Source organism: Bifidobacterium samirii (assembly GCF_003952945.1).
GTDB lineage: Bacteria > Actinomycetota > Actinomycetes > Actinomycetales > Bifidobacteriaceae > Bifidobacterium > Bifidobacterium samirii.
This window is the reverse complement of record NZ_QXGK01000001.1, coordinates 24,059-42,394: the sequence shown is the minus strand read 5'-3', so window position 1 is coordinate 42,394 and position 18,336 is coordinate 24,059. Positions and strand designations below refer to the sequence as shown.

General features: G+C 66.6%; 14 protein-coding genes. 11 read left to right on the top strand and 3 right to left on the bottom strand.

What is annotated here, in order from left to right; genetic code table 11:
- Position 1 precedes the first annotated feature (1 nt).
- The 5 genes from D2E24_RS00165 to D2E24_RS00145 all read left to right on the top strand — a co-directional run bounded on the left by D2E24_RS00165 (position 2) and on the right by D2E24_RS00145 (position 6,072).
- Positions 2 to 1,651 (top strand): glycoside hydrolase family 43 protein, encoded by a 1,650-nt coding sequence (locus tag D2E24_RS00165; protein ID WP_241222777.1) that lies wholly within the window; start codon positions 2 to 4, stop codon positions 1,649 to 1,651.
- Positions 1,652 to 1,873: 222 nt separating this feature from the next.
- Entirely contained in the window at positions 1,874 to 2,533 is a 660-nt protein-coding gene (locus D2E24_RS00160; RefSeq protein WP_125967316.1) for a TetR/AcrR family transcriptional regulator, read from the top strand.
- Positions 2,534 to 2,687: 154 nt separating this feature from the next.
- Positions 2,688 to 5,054, top strand: coding sequence for a glycoside hydrolase family 3 N-terminal domain-containing protein (locus D2E24_RS00155; RefSeq protein WP_125967315.1), 2,367 nt, complete (start codon positions 2,688 to 2,690; stop codon positions 5,052 to 5,054).
- A 342-nt stretch (positions 5,055 to 5,396) separates the two neighbouring features.
- Positions 5,397 to 5,684: a nucleotidyltransferase family protein gene (locus D2E24_RS00150; RefSeq protein ID WP_125967314.1), complete on the top strand. Its 288-nt coding sequence runs from the start codon at positions 5,397 to 5,399 to the stop codon at positions 5,682 to 5,684.
- Complete coding sequence (locus D2E24_RS00145; RefSeq protein ID WP_125967313.1) at positions 5,671 to 6,072, top strand: HI0074 family nucleotidyltransferase substrate-binding subunit; 402 nt, start codon at positions 5,671 to 5,673, stop codon at positions 6,070 to 6,072. The genes D2E24_RS00150 and D2E24_RS00145 overlap by 14 nt, the downstream gene beginning before the upstream one ends.
- 344 nt (positions 6,073 to 6,416) lie before the next feature.
- Here D2E24_RS00145 and D2E24_RS00140 read toward each other — a convergent pair whose 3' ends face one another.
- On the bottom strand, positions 6,417 to 7,031 hold the full coding sequence (locus D2E24_RS00140) for a TetR/AcrR family transcriptional regulator (protein WP_125967312.1): 615 nt from the start codon (positions 7,029 to 7,031) through the stop codon (positions 6,417 to 6,419).
- A gap of 274 nt (positions 7,032 to 7,305) precedes the next feature.
- Between D2E24_RS00140 and D2E24_RS00135 the strand changes: the two genes are divergently transcribed.
- The 3 genes from D2E24_RS00135 (at position 7,306) to D2E24_RS00125 (ending at position 11,368) form a co-directional block, all read left to right on the top strand.
- Positions 7,306 to 8,571 (top strand): MFS transporter, encoded by a 1,266-nt coding sequence (locus D2E24_RS00135; RefSeq protein ID WP_125967311.1) that lies wholly within the window; start codon positions 7,306 to 7,308, stop codon positions 8,569 to 8,571.
- A gap of 142 nt (positions 8,572 to 8,713) precedes the next feature.
- Positions 8,714 to 10,393, top strand: a complete 1,680-nt coding sequence (locus tag D2E24_RS00130; RefSeq protein ID WP_125967310.1) for a CocE/NonD family hydrolase — start codon at positions 8,714 to 8,716, stop codon at positions 10,391 to 10,393.
- A 54-nt stretch (positions 10,394 to 10,447) separates the two neighbouring features.
- Positions 10,448 to 11,368: an alpha/beta hydrolase gene (locus D2E24_RS00125; RefSeq protein WP_125967309.1), complete on the top strand. Its 921-nt coding sequence runs from the start codon at positions 10,448 to 10,450 to the stop codon at positions 11,366 to 11,368.
- A 99-nt stretch (positions 11,369 to 11,467) separates the two neighbouring features.
- Here the strand turns inward: D2E24_RS00125 and D2E24_RS00120 are convergent, their stop codons facing one another.
- The gene (locus tag D2E24_RS00120) at positions 11,468 to 12,715 is read right to left on the bottom strand and encodes an MFS transporter (protein WP_125967308.1); all 1,248 of its coding nucleotides are present in this window, start codon (positions 12,713 to 12,715) and stop codon (positions 11,468 to 11,470) included.
- Positions 12,716 to 13,090: 375 nt separating this feature from the next.
- Here D2E24_RS00120 and D2E24_RS00115 point away from each other — a divergent pair, with 375 nt between their 5' ends.
- The 3 genes from D2E24_RS00115 (at position 13,091) to D2E24_RS00105 (ending at position 17,299) form a co-directional block, all read left to right on the top strand.
- A complete protein-coding gene (locus D2E24_RS00115) occupies positions 13,091 to 13,882 on the top strand; it encodes a TetR/AcrR family transcriptional regulator (RefSeq protein WP_206430892.1) in 792 nt (263 codons plus the stop codon).
- 233 nt (positions 13,883 to 14,115) lie between these two features.
- The gene (locus tag D2E24_RS00110; protein WP_125967307.1) at positions 14,116 to 15,705 is read left to right on the top strand and encodes a DUF5605 domain-containing protein; all 1,590 of its coding nucleotides are present in this window, start codon (positions 14,116 to 14,118) and stop codon (positions 15,703 to 15,705) included.
- A 223-nt stretch (positions 15,706 to 15,928) separates the two neighbouring features.
- Positions 15,929 to 17,299, top strand: a complete 1,371-nt coding sequence (locus tag D2E24_RS00105; protein WP_125967306.1) for an MFS transporter — start codon at positions 15,929 to 15,931, stop codon at positions 17,297 to 17,299.
- A gap of 294 nt (positions 17,300 to 17,593) precedes the next feature.
- On the opposite strand, the gene D2E24_RS00100 is transcribed toward D2E24_RS00105, so the two are convergent.
- Positions 17,594 to 18,187: a TetR/AcrR family transcriptional regulator gene (locus D2E24_RS00100; RefSeq protein WP_125967305.1), complete on the bottom strand. Its 594-nt coding sequence runs from the start codon at positions 18,185 to 18,187 to the stop codon at positions 17,594 to 17,596.
- Between the last annotated feature and the right edge of the window lie 149 nt (positions 18,188 to 18,336).

Genomic DNA, 18,336 nt, shown 5'->3' with positions numbered 1-18,336 from the left:
GATGATGCTGCACAACCCCATCCTCCCCGGATTCAACCCCGACCCGGCGATCTGCCGCAAGGGCGACGACTACTACATCGCCGTCTCCACGTTCGAATGGATGCCCGGCATCCCCGTCTACCATTCGAAGGACATGAAGCACTGGGAGCTGCTCACCCACGTGCTCACCGACGACACGAACCCGAACCTGACCAAGCTGCCGAGCGCCAAGGGCATCTGGGCGCCGTGCCTGACCTACTGCGAGAGCGAGGACCTGTTCTACGTCGTGTACGGCGTGATGAACTCGATGAACGCCCGCTACTTCGACGTCGAGAACTACGTCATCACCGCGAAGAACATCGAAGGCCCGTGGAGCGAGCCGGTCTACCTGACCTCGTCCGGCTTCGACGCATCGATCCTGCACGACGACGACGGCCGCAAGTACATCGTGTCCCTCGAATGGGAGACCCGCGAAGGCTACGAGAAGCCGGGCGTCATCTGTCTGGTCGAATACGATCCGGCCGCCAGGCACGTCGTCGGCTACCCGAAGCGCATCTGGCGCGGCGCGACCGACCGCGGCTGCATCGAGGCGCCGCACCTGACCAAGCGCGACGGCTGGTACTACATCATGTGCGCCGAGGGCGGCACCGGCTACAACCATGCGGTCACGATGGGGCGCTCGCGTAACGTGTGGGGCCCGTACGAGCCGGACCCGATGGGCGCGATCGTCACCTCCCAGCCGGAGCCGTCGAACGAACGCCACGATCCGGACCATCTGAAGCCCAAGTACTACAATCCGGCGTCCGTGCTGCAGAAGTCGGGCCACGGCAGCTACGTCGACCTGCCCAACGGCGAGACGTATCTGACGCATCTGACGAGCCGCCCGTTCGCGCCCGAGCTGCGCTGCACGCTCGGCCGCGAGACCGCGATCCAGAAGATGACGTGGACCGAGGACGGCTGGCTGCGCATGGCCGACGGATCCAACCTCGCCAAGAGCGACGTCGAAGGCGCCGACCTGCCGGACGTGCCGGTGCGCGAGACCCCGTCGTTCGACGACTTCGACGGCGGCGAACTCGGCAACTGGTACTACGCGCCGCGCATCATGCCCACGTCGTTCACCGACGTGACGGCGCGGCCGGGCTGGGCGCGCATCCGTGGCCAGGAGTCGCTCGCCTCGCTCAACCGCACGAGCCTGCTGGCGCGCAAGCTCACCAGCGTGTACGCGACCGTGACCACGAAGATGGAGTTCGAGCCGGAGGTGTACCAGCACCACGCGGGCCTCGCCGTCTACTACGACAACATGAACAACATCTTCCTCAGCAAGTACTGGTCCGAGACGCTGGGCAGCCCGGCGATCTCGCTGACCCGCCTGGAGAACGGCGAGAAGACCGAGATGCTCGACACGCGCGTCGCGGTCGACGACCGTCCGCTCTACCTGCGCCTGCGCGTCGAAGGCCGCGCCCTGTGGTTCGAGTGGGGCTACGACGGCGAGACGTGGACGAAGATCGGCCCCGACTTCGACACGACGACCTTCTCCGACGAGTACTGCAAGTTCGGCGAGTTCACCGGCACGATGGTCGGCGTGGCCGTCACCGACGCCGCGCTGCACGAGCGCACCGCCGACTTCGACTTCTTCGACTACCGGGCCGACGGGTCGAAGCCCGTGGCCTGATAGGGGCCGCCCGGCCGGGGTGGGGCGTCTCTATCGGGGCGGTTCCTGAGGCGGCACGCCCGGATTGCATACACAGAACGGCGGTTGGGTGCCGAAAACCGGTGTTTTCGGCATCCAACCGCCGTTGTGTATGACCACTCCGGGCGTGTCGCCGCCGGTCGCCCCGCATGTCACGCGGGGGAGCGCGGTTCCGCCGCCGTCCGGACGCTACACTGGGCAGTTATGCCCGTACCTGCACCATCCCCGTCGTCCCGATCGCCCCAGCCCAAGCGCGTGCGCAAAAGCCCCGACGAACGCCGCCGCGAGATCCTCGACGCCGCCGTCCGCCTGATCTCGGAGCGCGGCTACAACGGCATCTCCATCCAGGACGTGGCCGACGAGGTGGGCGTCACCAAGCAGGGCGTGCTGCGCTACATCGGCAGCAAGGACAATCTGCTGGCGATGGTGTACCGCGACAACTACAACGTGACCGGCAACATCGAGGAGTTCATGGCGTCCGGCCTGCCCGGCTCCGAGCCCGGCGACCTGCGCTTCCCCGCCTACCTGCGTTTCCTGGTCGCGTTCAACGAGCGCCGGCGCATGCTGGTGCAGCTGTTCTCGATGCTGCAGGTCGAGTCGTTCAACCCGTCGCATCCGCTGCACGACGAGTTCGCCGGCCGTCAGGACGAGATCTGGCGCTACTACTCGCGTTTCGACTGGCGCATCCCGCCCGCGGTGGGGGAGTGGGACGCGTCGATGCGCCCGGTGGTGCGCCGCGCTATGGAGATCATGGACGGCGTGCAGCTGCGCTGGCTGCGCGAGCCGGCGATCGGCCTCGCCGACGAATGGTCCGATCTGGAGCCGATGATCTTCCCGTCGCCCCTGTGGGACGGCTACCGCTGACCGTCGATGACCGTCGATGACCGTCGATGACCGTCGCCGGCCGCCGACGATGGCGTTGCGCGCGTGGCCCGGCCGCGTGTCGCGGTTACGTCGATGTTAAACTACCAATCGGTAATTAAACCGCATCCGATTTCACCGAGGAAAGCGACGCGACATGACCGAAACCACCGGCATCACCGAACCCACCGCCGAAACCCTGCCCTACAAGAACCCCGACCTGCCCGTCGCCGAACGCATCGCCGACCTGCTGGGCCGCATGACCCTCGAAGAGAAGGTCGGCCAGATGATGCAGCTCGACGCCCGCAGTGCCGACCTCGAGGACCTCATCGTCAACCGCCACGTCGGCTCCATCCTGCACACCAGCCCCGCCGACCTGCCCCGCGCCGTCGACATCGTCGACACCAGGACCCGCCTGAACATCCCGCTCGTCATCGGCGACGACTGCATCCACGGCTACTCGTTCTGGCCCGGCGCCACGATCTTCCCCGAACAGCTCGGCATGGCCGCCAGCTGGGACGCCGACAAGGTCGAGGCCATGGGCCGCGCCACCGCCGAAGAGGTCTCCTGCACCGGCGTCCACTGGACCTTCTCCCCGGTCCTGTGCATCGGCCGCGACACCCGCTGGGGCCGCGTCGGCGAGACCTTCGGCGAGGACCCGCACCTCATCGGCGAACTCGCCTCCGCCATCGTCAAGGGCTACCAGGGCGGTGCCAAGGCGGGCGAACCCCTCCCCAAGGACGCCATCCTCGCCTGCGCCAAGCACTTCGCCGGCTACTCCGAAACCCAGGGCGGCCGCGACGCCTCCGAAGCCGACCTGAGCCACCGCAAGCTCGAATCCTGGTTCCTGCCCCCGTTCGAACGCGTCGCCAAGGAAGGCTGCGGCACGTTCATGCTCGGCTACGAATCCATCGAAGGCGTGCCCGTCACCTTCAACAAGTGGCTCCTCACCGACAAGCTGCGCGGCGCATGGAACTACCAGGGCACCCTCATCACCGACTGGGACAACGTCGGCCGCTCCGTCTGGGAGCAGCGCGTCAAGCCCGACTACGTGCACGCCGCCGCCGACGCCGTCAAGGCCGGCAACGACCTCATCATGACCACCCCCCAGTTCTACGACGGCGCCATCGAAGCCGTACGCACCGGCCTGCTCGACGAAACCCTCATCGACGCCGCCGTCGCCCGCATCCTCGCCCTCAAGTTCCGCCTCGGCCTGTTCGAGGACCCGCGCCTGCCCGACCAGGCGCGCATCGACGCCGTCATCGGATCCGCCGAACACCAGGCCCTCAACCTCGAGATCGCCCGCGAATCCATCGTCCTGCTGCGCAACGACGGCCACCTGCCGCACGCCGCCGCCGGCACCCGCCGCATCGCCGTCGTCGGCCCCCTCGCCGACGACGCCCAGACCCAGCTGGGCGACTGGGCCGGCAGCTCCGGCCAGGTCAACTGGATGCCCGACGGCCACCCGCGCGAGATGATCGACACCGTCCTCGACGGCTTCAAGGCGCTCGCCGGCGACGGCGTCGACGTCGCCTACGCGCGCGGCGCGAACATCATCGACCTCGTACCCGACCCGGCCGGCGAATTCTACCCGGACGGCCAGCCGCGACCGAAGGTCGGCGTGGTCGCCGCCGTCGACCAGACGCTCATCGACGAGGCCGTCGCGCTCGCCCGCGAATCCGACCTGATCGTCGCCGTCGTGGGCGACGTCGTCCAGCTGATCGGCGAGACCTGCTCCACCGGCACGCTCGAACTGGTCGGCGGACAGAACGCGCTGCTCGACGCGCTCGCCGCCGTCGCGCGCGAGACCGGCAAGCCGCTGGTCACCGTGCTCATGAGTTCCAAGCCGCAGGTGCTGCCCGCGTCCATCATCGGCGAATCCGGCGTGTTCGCCAAGCGCTGCAACGATCCGGAGAACGGCACCGGCTCCCTGCTGTGGGCGCCGAGCCCGGGCATGAAGGGCGGCCGCGCGATCGCCGAGATCATCCTGGGCGAGGTCAACCCGTCCGGCCGACTGCCGATCACGTTCCCGCGCCACGTCGGCCAGCTGCCCGTCTACTACAGCCAGATCCGCGGCCAGCACGGCGACCGCTACGCCGACCTCACCCAGGATCCGGCGTTCGCGTTCGGCGAGGGCGAGGGCTACACGACGTTCTCCTACGGCGACGTCGTCATCACCGGCGGTGCGAGCGGCGCGGACGGCACGTTCGCGACCGGCGACACCGTGCACGCGTCGATCGAGCTGACCAACACCGGCGCTCGCGCCGGCGCGGAGGTCGTGCAGGCGTACATCGGCGACATCGTCACCTCGTACAGCTGGACCGACCGCGAGCTCAAGGCGTTCCGCCGCGTCGAACTCGAGCCGGGCGAGAGCGCGACCGTCACGTTCGACATCCCCGTCGCCGACTGCACGATCGTCGACCCGGACGCCAACCGCATCGTCGAGCCGGGCGAGTTCGAACTGCTCATCGGCCACTCGAGCCGCCGCGAGGACCTCAGGCGCGCCGTCTTCACCGTCGCCTGACGGTCTCCGTACCCGATTCGCGTCGCAATCCGCATGGGATCCCCTATTCCCGTACGGATTGCGACGCTTGTCATTGTCATAGCGTCGCAATCCGTATGGGTTCCGTCTTCCGTGAACAGGTTGCGACGCAACGAGCGCCCGTAGCGTCGCAACCTGTATGGGATCCGTCCCCTGTATGCGGATTGCGACGCCGAGGGTCGCCACCGTGTCGCAATCCGTAGGATTCCGCCCGTTCCCATACCGGTTGCGACGCCGACGGCGGCTTGGTCCGGCACATCCGTATCCCGCTGTATGGCATCGTATGATGGTCGGGGAGTGCGGAACGTCGGAAGGAGGGCCGCCATGATTCCCATCGAGGACGTGTACGCGCAGATCCGCGGATTCGCCGCCGATGCGGGTGCCGGCCGCGTCATCCTGTTCGGCTCGCGTGCGAAGGGGACTGCCCGACCCAAGAGCGACATCGACCTGGCGGTGGAGGGGTGCGCCGATTTCGCCGCGTTGGAGCGCCGGCTGCAGGACGACCTGTGGTCGCTGCTCAAGGTGGATGTGGTCGACCTCGACGCCCCGGTATCCGACGCGCTGCGCCGCGAGATCGCCGCGACCGGAAAGGTGCTGTATGAAAAAGTATGAGAACTACGCGTCGGCGCTCTCCTCGCTGCGCCAAGCCCCGGTGCAGGACCTGGACAACGAGTTCGTGCAGAGCGGCGTGATCGACAGGTTCGAGCTGCAGTTCGAACTCGGCTGGAAGCTGTTCAAGACGATGCTCGCCTACGAGGGCGATCCGGTGTCGGCCACCGGTTCGCCGCGTGACGTGATCAAGGCGGCGTTCCAGTACTACGATTTCATGGACGAATCGCTGTGGCTGCGCATGCTGCGCGACCGCAACGATTCGGCTCACATCTACGACGCCGACCGTGCGCGCCGGCTGGTGGACACGGTCATCGCCGACTGCATCCCCGAATTCGAGCGCGTGAACGATGGCTTGGTCCGCCGCTACGGCGACATGCTGTCCGACTGATTCCGACTTTCCGGCCGTTCGATTCCGCCGCGCAGGAGATGCCGCGACCTGCATCGCAGCGTCGTCATCCGTAAGGATTCCGTCTTCCATGAACGAGTTGCGACGCTGCGGACCGTCTCCGCGTCGTCATCCGTAAGGATTTCCTGATTCCCGTATGGATTGCGACGCAACACGCGCTCGTAGCGTCGCAACTTGTAAGGATTTCGTCTTCTGTGAGCGGATTACGACGCAGCACACGTCCGTATCGTCGTCGTCCCGGACCGGTCGGTGACGGCCTTCCCGGCCGGTCCGCGGCCCGGGGGGCTCCTGCCGGATCTCGGGATGTGCCGTGTCTCCGGCGTGGCTCAGCGATAGCCCTCCCAATGGGGGAGGGGGAAGAGGATGTCCTCATACTGGGCCCAGCTGGACGCGAAGTCGATATCGGGCTCGCCGAGCCAGCGGGACTGCAGGCCTTCCATGGCTGAACCGACGCACATCGACAGCAGGCCGATTTTCTGTGGGGTGTCGTATTCGGGCGGCAGTTTCCACGGGTATCCGCCGATCTTCGCGCGCAGCCGTCCGCCGCGCTGGGCGTAGTACTCGTGCGCCGGGTGATCGGGATCGATGGCCTCGGCGCGCAGCACCAGATACAGCTGCGTAAGCTGCGGTCGTTTCATGGTGTCGTCGGCGATGACCCGGTAGTATTCGGGCATCAGCAAGGGGGATTGCTCACGCTGCTCGGGCGTGAGCGTGAGTTTGCTCTGGATGTAGTCTTCGGCTTCGCTGGAATCCTCGTATCGACGTAGCACCAGCATCAGCAGGCCGTTCTTGTTCCTGACGTATTTGAGCAGTCCGGCCTGCGTGATGCCCACGCGGTCGGCCACCTCCTGGATGGTCATGCCGTAATAGCCCCGTTCGGCCACCACTTGGGTGGCGGCGTCGACGATTTCCTTGAGTCGTGCCTCGCCGCGTGCGCCCATATCGTTGCTTCTCCTTCGGTGTGGTGGTTGCCGTGATCCGGCGTCGTGCGCTGATGGATGCGTGCGACGCCGTTCCTGTCTGTTCCCTGCCGATTGTAAGGCCGGTCGACGTCTCCGGCGGCGTGTCGTGGGATTGACGGGTAAGTAAGTAAATGCTAACCTATCTGATATCACAAAAAGTAAGTACTTACTTACCTACTGATCGAGACGACGGGTGCAATGAAAGGATCCGCCGCCGGCAAGCGACCACATCACACGAACAACGGAGGTTCGGATGTCAGCCAACAAATCTTCAGCCCGGTCCTGGTGGGTCTTCATCGGATGCTGCGTACTGTCTCTGGTCGGATTCGGCCTGATCGTCAATACGCCCGGCCTGTACTTCACCACGCTCGGGGAGACCCTGAACGTCTCGCGCACGCAGATCGCCTTCGCCTCGTCCATCATGGCCTTCGCGGCGCTGCCGGCCATGCTGTTCGCCGGCAGGCTCATGAAGATCATCGACGCGCGCATCCTCATCAGCGTGTGCATCATCGGCGTGTCCGCCCTGTTCTTCGTCCAGTCCTTCTTCACCGCGGTCTGGCAGTTCTACGTCTCCTTCGCGCTGATGGGCATCCTCTACGTCATCCCGATTTCGCTGGCCCCCAGCGTGCTGCTCTCCAACTGGTTCGAAAGCAAGCTCGGCACGGTGATGGGCATCGCCCTGGGCCTGTCCGGCATCGGCGGCACCATCTTCAACCCGGTCGTCTCCGCGTTCATCACCAACCTCGGCTGGCAGAACTCGTACCGCATCACCGCGGTTATCCTGCTCGTGTGCATCCTGCCCTTCTCCCTGTTCGTGTTCAAGTTCCGTCCTGACGAGGCCAAGGGCGAATACGCCTACGGCCATGTCGAAGGCAAGGCGGAAGGGGCCGCCAAGGGCGGTGCCGAACTGCCGGGTCTCGCCGCCAAGCAGGCGTTCCGCACCCCGACCTTCATCCTGTTCGCCGCCGTCGGCGTGCTGCTGCAGATCGTGGCCGCCGTCGTCCAGCACATCTCCGCCCATGAGATCTCCCAGGGCCTGACCCTCGAACAGGGCGCACTCGTCGTCTCCGGCATCATGCTCGGCGCCGCCGCCGGCAAGGCCGGCATCGGCATTCTGCTCGACTACCTCAAGCCGGAACTCACCATCGTCATCTACTCGCTCATCGGTCTGTTCGGCTGGGGTCTCATGGCCATCGCCACCGCACCCACCCTGGCGATCGTCGCCGGTTTCATGGCCGGCATCGGTCAGGGCGTCGTCCTGGTCGCCCTGCCCTGGTTCATCCGCCAGTCCTTCGGCCAGCGTGATTACAGCGAGATCCTGTCCATCAACAGCATGATCGCCAGCATCGCCTCCGCGGTCGCCGTCACCGCCCACGGCGCCGTGTTCGACGCCACCGGATCCTACGTGCCGTCCCTGTTCGGCAACGTCGCCCTCTACGTCGTGGCCGCCATCTGCATGATCGTCGGCTTCCGTATGCGCCCGTTCCATCAGGACGCCAGGAAGGCCGAGAAGGCCTGATCGCGCGGGGCGGTTCGTATGAACCCCGAACCGCCCGGCATCCCCAAGGGTTCATTCCCACAGCATCCGTTTCCCAACCGTCCCTCATCGTCGCGTGGCCGGGATGCCGTGCCGCGCGGCGGATACACCAAGGAGCATTATCATGAGCGACACCGATGACTTCATGACCCGATACCTCGCCAACATCACCAAGCAGTATGAATCCTCACGTTTCCCGGCGGAATGCGAGCCCGGCGAGCGTGAGACCACCAAGGTCGCCTGCCGCGACGGCGTGGAGCTGACGGTCGACATCTACAAGCCCGCCGTTCCCGGCCCATGGCCCACCATCGTGGTGCGCTGTCCCTATCCGCAGCAGGTCGAGCAGTGGAAGCTGCACGGCGACCAGCTCAACCGCCGCGGCTATGCGCTGGTCTGCCAATGGTGCCGTGGCACCTACACCTCCGGCGGCGTGTGGGAGCCGAACGTGAACGAGCGCAACGACGGCGCCGATCTGCTCGCCTGGTGCGAGGAGCAGGAATGGATCGACGTCATCGGTCTGTGGGGCACCTCCTACCTGTCGTTGACCTGCTGGACCGTGGCGGACATCACCACCCCGAAGGTCGCCTCCATCTGCGCCAACCACTACGGCACCGACCGCTTCTCCTCCGCCTACCAGAAGGGGGCGTTCCGCTGCGACGTGCTCACCGCCTGGGCCATGCAGAACGCCGGCCACCCCGTCTCCGCCGACTATCTCGAATCGGCGCGCCATCTGCCGCAGATGACCGTCGACGAGGACATGTGGGGCGGTCGTCTCGACTGGTATCGCGACTGGATCAGCCATCCTCAGGGCGACGACTCCTACTGGGACGAGGGCTTCTGGGGACTGCTCAAGCAGATTCCCAGCCGCGTGAAGGTGCCGATGTTCATCCACGAGGGCTGGTTCGACCATCACCTCGGCAGCGCGCTGACCGGCTACGAGTCCCTCAACGACGACGTCAAGCGGCACTCGTGGCTGCGCATCGGCTGCTGGAACCACTACTTCCTCAACCCGCTCGAAGGGTTGGAACCGGAGCATCTGGACGCCACCGAAGTGCCCGCGGCGCTCGAATGGTTCGACCTGACGCTCAAGCGCAGGCAGACGCCGGAGCGCAAGGTGGAATACTACGAGGTCGGCGACGACTCCTGGCACACCGCCGACTCGTGGCCGCTGCCCGCCGGAGACACCGGGACCGTCGGCCTGTATCTCGCCGCAGACGGTCATCTGGTGACGGAGGCCCCGAAGGAGCCTGCAAGCGCCGAATACGACTACGATCCGACGGATCCGGTCATGACCCGCGGCGGCGAGGCGCTGCTGACCACGATGGACGAGATCGGCGCGCGCATCCAGCCCGAGGCCAACTGGCGCGACGACGTCATCACCTTCGAATCCGAGCCGCTCGACCACGACCTGCACATCCAGGGCGGGATCAGCGTGGAGCTGTACGTCTCCTCGAGCGCACCGGACACCGCGTTCACGGCCAAGCTCATGTGCGTGGACCCGGACGGCACCGCCCGCAACTACCGCACCTCCATCACCACCATCGGGCTGGACGCGCCGGATGCGGCCCCGTACGTTCCCGGCGAGACCCGTCGTGTGACCATCGATATGTGGGACATCTGCTGGAAGGTGCCCGCCGGATCGCGCATCCGCTGCGACATCTCCTCGTCCGATTTCCCGCAGTACGCCGTGCACACCAACCATGCCGGCCTGTGGAGCGAGCAGACCGACACGCAGGTGGCGCATCAGACCATCCATATGGGAGCCGACCGCCCCTCCGCCATCATGCTGCCGGTGCGCGGCTGAACGGTGATTCGACACCGCATGCGAACCCTGCAAGAACCAGGAAGGAGACCAACGATGATCAGTCAGGAAGCCCGCGACCTGTTCGCGGCGAACGTGAAGGCCATGACCGCGGGCGACGCGCCCCATCTCGCCGCGCAGACGCTGCCGGACGACGTGGACCGGCGCAAGGACATCGCCTACGTGGATGACGGCGATCGGCACCATCTGCTGGATGTGTACACCCCCGCGAAGCGCGAATCGGGCGAACCGCTGCCGGTCGTCGTGGATTTCCACGGCGGCGGACTGTACTACGGCGCCAAGGAGAACAACGAGTGCCGCGACATGCTGCTCGCCCGTCACGGCTTCGCCGTGGTGAACGCCAACTACCGGCTCGTGCCCGACGTGAGCTTCCCCGCGCAGCTTCAGGACGCGATGGCCGTGCTCGAATGGGTCCGCGACCACGGCGCCGAATACGGTCTGAATGCCGGGCGCGTGTGCGTGACCGGCGATTCCGCCGGCGGTGCGCTTGCCCTGTATCTTGCGGCGGCCAACAGCTCGCCGCGACTCGCCGGCGCGCTGGGGGTGACGGCCTCCGGCGTCGATGTGAAGGCGCTCGTCGTGACGTCCGGCATGTTCCGTCTGCGCGGCGGCGTGCATGCCACCGCGCTGGGCTACTACATGGAGGGCTATCTGCAGACGCCCGCCGATCACATCAGGATCGAACCGTATCTCGATCTGGACCGGCTCGTGGTCGACAGCGACCTGCCCCCGGTGTACATGATCACCAGCGTGGAGGATTTCATCGCGGACAACACCTACGAGCTGGCCCGCATCCTGCACGCCCGTCACAGGGACCATGCGATGAGCGTGTGGCCCAAGGGCGACGAGCGCGTGCTGGGCCATGTGTTCAACATCGTGCAGGCCGGCGACCCCGATGCGGCGGAGGCGCATCGCGTGATCGGCGACATCGCGGACTATTGCCGCCGGTACGTGTGACGCTCCCGCGGAGACCCCCTATCAGATATCAGACGACGAAGGCGGCCGTCCCGGCACACGGGACGGCCGCCTTCGTCGGCTGCCGGTTGTGCGCTCCGGTCAGCGGACCTTGCGGATGAAGAGGATCACGACTGCGCCGGCCATGACGGCGGCGATGGCGATCGGGAACACGAGGAAGTATCCGCCGGTGGCCACGACGATCGAGGAGACGACGATCGGCGCGATGACCTGGCCGAGCGTGTTGGCGAGGTTGAGGATGCCCAGATCCTTGCCGGCCTCGTCCGGGTTGGGCAGCACGTCCACGTTGAGCGCCTGGTCGACGGCCATGTAGATGCCGTAGCCGAGTCCCATGAGGGCGGCGTAGACGAGCATGGCGCCCTTGGTCGGCCACAGCCACGGCACGGCGATGCCGACGGCGATGATCGCGGAGGAGACGAACACGGGCAGCTTGCGCATGCCGATGCGGTCGGAGATCGGGCCGGAGGCGAGCGACACGACCAGGGAGACGACCATCGTGATGACGGCCATCGCGGACACGGTCGCGGACGCGGCGTTCTTGTCCTGGCCGATGTAGCGCATGCACACGTACAGCTGGTAGCCGACGATCATGTTGTAGCCGAAGATGAGCATGAGACGGCCGACGAGCGCCTTGTAGAAGTCGGCCGCGCCCTTGGTCGGCGGGCGGAACTGCATGAACGCCTGACGGATGTCGAACTTCCGGCGCTCGCCGTCGCCGGCGGCGGGCAGCTCGCGCGGGATGAGCATGACGGTGCCGACGCCGCACAGGAACCAGCAGACGGTGCCGATCATGAAGCCGGTGGTCGGCGCGTCGATGAACTGCGATCCGATGATGGTGCCCAGCGACTGGCCGACGATCTGGCCGGCGCCGTAGAACGCGCTCATGCTGCCGCGGTACTTGCCGGGGATGCGGTCGGAGAGGATGGCGACGCACGGCGCGATCATGCAGTTGAGGCCGATCTGCAGCAGCGACCACGATGCGACGATGGTGACGAGCGTGGGGGAGACGGACGTCAGGTAGAAGCCGATGCCGGCGATGGGGCCGCCGACGATGATCCACGGGGTGCGCTTGCCGAAGCGGGAGCGGGAGGAGTCGGACAGCGCGCCGAAGATCACGTTGGAGATGAGCGCGAAGATGATGCCGACGGAGTTCATCGTGCCCAGGATCGTCTCGCCCTGGCCGATGCCGAGCGTGTCGAACCGGGCGGGCAGCAGGACGGTCGAGCCGATGGTGCCCGACATCATGAAGACGATGCAGAAGAAGATGAAGCCGGCGCCGAAGCGTCCGAGGTCGAGGCGGCTGACGGGCCTGCCGGTGTCGGGGGCCAGCTCCTCGGGGGGCGGCCGTCGTGGTCTGGGTTTCCATGTTCACACCTTCCTTGGCTGTGAAGTATGTCGGATAAAACTGCGCTGTTCCGGTTGGGTGGTAATGGGCGGCCATCGGATCTGCATTCGTTGGTTACTGATTACTACCTAGTAACTTGGAATATAATCCCGTGACGAAACGGCGTCAAGGCGGCGTGTCGGATGACGTCGTCGCAGACTCGGGCGCATGGCAGACTTGGTTACCGATTGCTGATGATGATGTTCGAGCCTGATGCGCCGGCCCCGAGGCGGGACGGCGCATCGGGGCCGATGCGGGTCCGGCGGCGTTCCGTGCGCGGTGTGACCGGGCCGGCCGGATTCCGGGAAGGATGGGGATACATGACGTCCGAATACGCGGCGGCGGAAGACGAGACGACCGTGGAGACGACGGCGGGGAGGCCGGAGGCGGCGCCGCCCGCCGATGGGCGCGGTCCCGCGACGAGGGGCGAGGCCGGCCGCGCCCGCATCGCGCAGCTGGTCAATGGCCATGTGTCCGGCGACGGACAGGGGAAGGCGGCGCGCAAGCCCCGGCGCATGACATCCGAGGAGCGTTTCGAGCAGATCGTGGACGTGGCCGTGCGGCTCATCGGAGAGAAGGGCTACTACGGCATGTCCCTGCAGGACATCGCCAACGAGATCGGCGTCTCGCAGACCGCGGTCATCCACCGCGTCAAAAGCAAGCAGGGGCTGCTCATCGCGGTCATCGAGCGCCACTACGACAAAATCGACGCGATCGAACGCTACCTGTCCCTGTTCGAGCCGGGCGGCGCGCGCGAAGGCGGCCGGCCGCGCGTGCCGGAGGCGCTGCGCCGCGTCGTCGAGCAGAACTCCCGCCAGCCGGAGATGGTGAAGGTGTTCGAGATGCTCAACACGGAGGCGATGTCGCCGACGCATCCGGCCTACGCCTACTTCGCCGAGCGTCCCGAGCGGCTGGCCCGGCAGTTCCGCGAGCACGAGTGGGCGGTGCCGGACGGCGTGGACGCCGAATTCGTCTACATGCTCGCCAATGCGGCGATGTACGGCCTGGAAGGGCGGTGGCTGGCCAACCCCGACAAGATCGATTTCGTCGCCGAATGGGACCGCTACGCCGACTACCTGTTCCCGTCCCCGCTGTGGGACGGCTACCGTTGATCCGCGCGTCGGGCGCGCATCATCCGCCCGTCTGTCCGTCGCATCATGGATGGGTCTGCGCGGCGTGTCGTCGATTTGACGGCACGCCACCGCGGATGTAACTTACTGGTCAGTAACCGATAATGAGCGGGTTGGTTCCGGTACCCGCCCATCATCGGCTGCCCCGTAGTACGTAGTACACCGGCCGTCGGCACGCAGCCGTGCGGCGGCCCGATCAGTAAGGAAGCACCATCATGGCGGAGACCACCCACATCGAGCGCTACGGTCTGTACGAGATCGACCTGACCGGAACCTCGCTCGGCAACCCGTACGCGGACGTCGAGCTGAGCGCGACCTTCACCCACACCGGCAGCGGCAAGGCCGTCACCGTCGGCGGCTTCTACCGCGGCGACGGCCGCTACGCCATCCGATTCATGCCGGACGAGACCGGCGACTGGCGCTACGTCACCGCCAGCGACGACCCGGCGCTCGACGGCGCATCCGGCGCGCTGACCGTCGACCCGGCCTCCGAAGGCAACCACGGCCGCGTCCTGCGCGCCGCCGACGTGCTCGCCGGCGAGGCGCGCGCGGCCTACGGCGACGAGATCGCCTACCGGTTCTGCTACGAGGACGGCACCCCCTACCAGCCGTACGGCACCACCTGCTACGCGTGGACGAATCAGGCCCCGGACGTGCAGGACCGCACCGTCGAGACGCTGAAGCATGCCCCGTTCAACAAGATCCGCATGTGCGTGTTCCCCAAGTCCTACGACTTCAACACCGCCGATCCGGCCATGTTCGCCTACGAAGGCTCCATGGAGGACGGCTTCGACCACAGCCGCTTCAACGAGGCGTTCTTCGAGAACCTCGACCGTCGGATCGCGCAGCTGCAAGACCTCGGCATCGAGGCGGACGTCATCCTGCTGCACCCATACGACAAGCCCGAATGGGGCTTCTCGAAGATGACCAAGGCCGAGGACGGGTTCTACCTGAGCTACATGGCCCGCCGCTACGGCGCGTACCGCAACGTCTGGTGGTCGCTGGCCAACGAATACGACCTGCTGCCGCACAAGACCCTCGAGGACTGGCGCGACTACGCGCGCATCGTGATGGCGAACGACGCGTTCGGCCACCTGCGCTCCGTGCACAACTGCATCCCGATCTACGACTACAACGAGCCGTGGTGCACCCACTGCTCGATCCAGCGCGTCGACGTGACCCGCACCACCGAATGCATCGCCGACTGGCGCAGGGTGTACGGCAAGCCGGTCGTGTGCGACGAACCCGGCTACGAGGGCAACATCTACTGGGGCTGGGGCAACCTGACCGGCGAGGAGCTCATGCGCCGCTTCTGGGAGGGCGCGATGCGCGGCGGCTACGTCACCCACGGCGAGACCTTCATCGACAAGGGCGAGCAGGTCTGGTGGGCGCACGGCGGCGAACTGCACGGCGACGCCCCCGCCCGCATCGCGTTCATGCGCGGCATCTTCGATCAGGCGCCGCTCGACGCGACCCCGCTCGACGCGCGGATGGACGCGCGCCGCGTATGGCCGGTCGCCTCCGCCCTGCCGGAGGGCACGGTTCTCACCCCCGCGTCGGAGAAGGCGATCCAGTACTGGGACGTGCCGGTCCTGCGCTCCGGCGACGACTGGCAGCTGACCTACTTCGGCTGGTACCGTCCCGCCTACCGCGAGTTCCCGCTGCCTGCCGGCGGCCGCTACGAGGTCGACGTCATCGACACCTGGAACATGACCGTCGAGACGCTGCCGGGCACGCACGAGGGTTCCGTGCGCGTCGACCTGGGTCGTCAGTGGATGGCGGTGCGCATCCGCCGGGCCGCCTGACCGGGTCGGTCCGGTCCGTCTGATCGCAGCCGGTCGGTCCGGGTCTTCCGATCCGCCCGATTCCGCCCGATCGGCCGATCGCCGATCATCCGGGCCGTCGATTCCGTGCGGCGGCCCGGATGATCCGTTTCCCGTTCCTCCCGTTTCCCCATTCCTTCCGCTTCCCGCCGCTCGTTTTTCCCCGTTTCGCCCGTCCTTCCGATTCCCGAAAGCAGGAACGACCATGTCCCAATCCGTCACCGCCCCCGCGTCCCGCGGGCTCTCCCTCCGTACGAAGCTCGCCTTCGGCATGGGCGACTTCTGGACTTCCATCGGCAACATCGCGATGTCCACGTACCTGACGATGTTCTACACCGACGTCGTCCGCCTGTCCCCGTCCATGGTGGCCGCGATGCTGCTCGTCGTGCGTCTCGCCGTCGCGTTCTGGGATCTGACCGTCGGCATCCTCGTCGACCAGACCAAGTCGCGCTGGGGCAAGGCGCGCCCGTGGATGCTGTTCGGCGGCATCGCCTACGGCGTCGCCTTCCTGTTCCTGTTCGTCGACCCGTTCGGCGGCTCGCTGGCCGGCATCATCTACGCGTGGGTCGTGTACACGGCGGTCAACGTCGCCTATTCGACCGTGAACGTGTCGTATGCGTCGCTCACGTCGCTGCTCACCGACGACACCAACGAGAAGACGAAGCTCAACATCTACCGCATGACCACGGCCAACGTCGGCGCGATGCTCGTCTACGTGCTCGCGATGCCGGTGGTCGGGCTGTTCGGCGGCTCGTCGGTCGGCTGGAGCGTGTTCTTCGGCGTCATCGCCGTGATGATCCCGTTCGGCTACTGGTTCACGTTCGCGAACACGCGTGAGCGCGCCGGTTCGCCCGACGGCTCCGGTTCCGCCGGTTCCGCCGCGGCCCGCCGTCCGATCGCCGAGCATTTCCGTGCGCTGGCCCGCAACCGCTACTGGTGGCTGACGCTCGGCCTCAACTTCGCGCTGTGGATGTACAACGGCATCGCCAACGGCATGGCCGCCTACATCGCCAAGTACGTGCTCGGCAACTCGAACCTGACGGCCGTGATCGGCCTGGCCACGGTGATCCCGATGGTCGTGGTGCTGCCGTTCGCCGGACCGCTCGTCGCGCGCTTCGGCAAGCGCAACTCGTCGCTCGCAGGCCTGGTCCTGGTCGTCGCCGGCAGCCTGCTCGTGTTCGTCGATCCGAACAGCCTGTGGGTGTTCTTCGTGTCGATCGTCGTGCGCATGGTCGGCATCGTCCCGATGAACGCCGCGCTCAACGCGATGAGCGCCGACGTGGTCGAATACGGCGAGTGGAGGACCGGCGTGCGCTCCGACGGCATCGTGTTCAGCTCTTCGAGCTTCTCGATGAAGGTCGCGATGGGCGTCTCGTCGGCGGCCATCGCGTGGGTGCTCGGCATGTCCGGCTACGACGGCGCCGCCGCGGTGCAGTCCGCCGGCACGATCGCCGCGATGGTGGACACGTTCGTGTGGGTGCCGGTCGCGATGGTGGCGGTGATGGCCGTGCTCCTGTGGTTCTACGACCTCGACGCCCGCATCGACGGCATCGTCGCCGACCTGCGGTCCGCCTGACGTCCCCGGCCGGACCGTCCGTCCCCGTCCGGCGGCCGGTCCGGCCGATCAGCGTCGCAATCCGTACGGATTCCCCATTCCCATACGGATCGCGACGCTTGCGACCTCCGCAGCGTCGCAATCCGTACAGACTTGTCTCTTCATCAACAGATAACGACGCAACACACGCCCGTAGCGTCGCTTCCTGTACGATTCCGAACCTTCACATACGATTCCCGACGCGGAGCCGCCTCTCCGCGTCGGGAATCGTATATATCAGGCCCGTCGCATGCGGATCGCGACGCGGCCGCGGCGCTACCGGTATCCCTCCCACTGCGGCAGGGGGAAGAGCACATTCTCGCAGTCGGCCCACATCGCGGTGAGGTCCTGGCCGGGGGTGCGCAGCCAGCGCAGCTGGATGCCGTCCATCATCGCGAAGCCGGCGCGCAGCAGCTTCTCCACGTCGACGCCGTCGGGCACGTTCCAGTTGATGTTGAGCGCGGTGGCGACGATGTCGTGCTCGCGCGTGGCGAAGTAGTCGTGCGCGGGATGCTCCGGGTCGATGGCCTCGGCGCTGAGCGTGGAGAACATGTGCACGAGCGCGGGACGCCGGTTGTTGAACGCGACGACCCGGCGCCACATCGTCGGGATGGAGGGCCGTTCGTCGCGGATCGTCTCGGCCATGATGTCCATGGTGCCGCTGTCGTACATCTCGGTCAGCACGAGCCGCAGCAGCCCCTCCTTGCTGCCGACGTGGTGGAGCACGCCCGCCTTGGTGAGGCCCACGTCGGTCGCGATGCGCTGGATCGACGTGCCGTGGTAGCCGAGCCGGCCGAACGACGCGACCGCGGCGTCGAGGATCGCGTCGCGCGATGGATTGTCGGATGATGATGCGCCTGCGTTGGTCATGATTGCCACCTTACGTTCGGTCGGTAGGTTTTCCAAACGATTCCGGCGTGTCCCGACCCTCGTTTTGATAATCTACCTACCAACCGGTCGGTCGCAATTTCGCCGACGAGACGACGACCATCGAACACCGGACCGAACATCGCACAACC

Bases quoted from the DNA above. Each gene is read 5' to 3' on its own strand.
- D2E24_RS00165 (WP_241222777.1), top strand. From the start codon at position 2: ATGATGCTGCACAACCCCATCCTCCCCGGATTCAACCCCGACCCGGCG.
- D2E24_RS00160 (WP_125967316.1), top strand. From the start codon at position 1,874: ATGCCCGTACCTGCACCATCCCCGTCGTCCCGATCGCCCCAGCCCAAG.
- D2E24_RS00155 (WP_125967315.1), top strand. From the start codon at position 2,688: ATGACCGAAACCACCGGCATCACCGAACCCACCGCCGAAACCCTGCCC.
- D2E24_RS00150 (WP_125967314.1), top strand. From the start codon at position 5,397: ATGATTCCCATCGAGGACGTGTACGCGCAGATCCGCGGATTCGCCGCC.
- D2E24_RS00145 (WP_125967313.1), top strand. From the start codon at position 5,671: ATGAAAAAGTATGAGAACTACGCGTCGGCGCTCTCCTCGCTGCGCCAA.
- D2E24_RS00140 (WP_125967312.1), bottom strand. From the start codon at position 7,031: ATGGGCGCACGCGGCGAGGCACGACTCAAGGAAATCGTCGACGCCGCC.
- D2E24_RS00135 (WP_125967311.1), top strand. From the start codon at position 7,306: ATGTCAGCCAACAAATCTTCAGCCCGGTCCTGGTGGGTCTTCATCGGA.
- D2E24_RS00130 (WP_125967310.1), top strand. From the start codon at position 8,714: ATGAGCGACACCGATGACTTCATGACCCGATACCTCGCCAACATCACC.
- D2E24_RS00125 (WP_125967309.1), top strand. From the start codon at position 10,448: ATGATCAGTCAGGAAGCCCGCGACCTGTTCGCGGCGAACGTGAAGGCC.
- D2E24_RS00115 (WP_206430892.1), top strand. From the start codon at position 13,091: ATGACGTCCGAATACGCGGCGGCGGAAGACGAGACGACCGTGGAGACG.
- D2E24_RS00110 (WP_125967307.1), top strand. From the start codon at position 14,116: ATGGCGGAGACCACCCACATCGAGCGCTACGGTCTGTACGAGATCGAC.
- D2E24_RS00105 (WP_125967306.1), top strand. From the start codon at position 15,929: ATGTCCCAATCCGTCACCGCCCCCGCGTCCCGCGGGCTCTCCCTCCGT.
- D2E24_RS00100 (WP_125967305.1), bottom strand. From the start codon at position 18,187: ATGACCAACGCAGGCGCATCATCATCCGACAATCCATCGCGCGACGCG.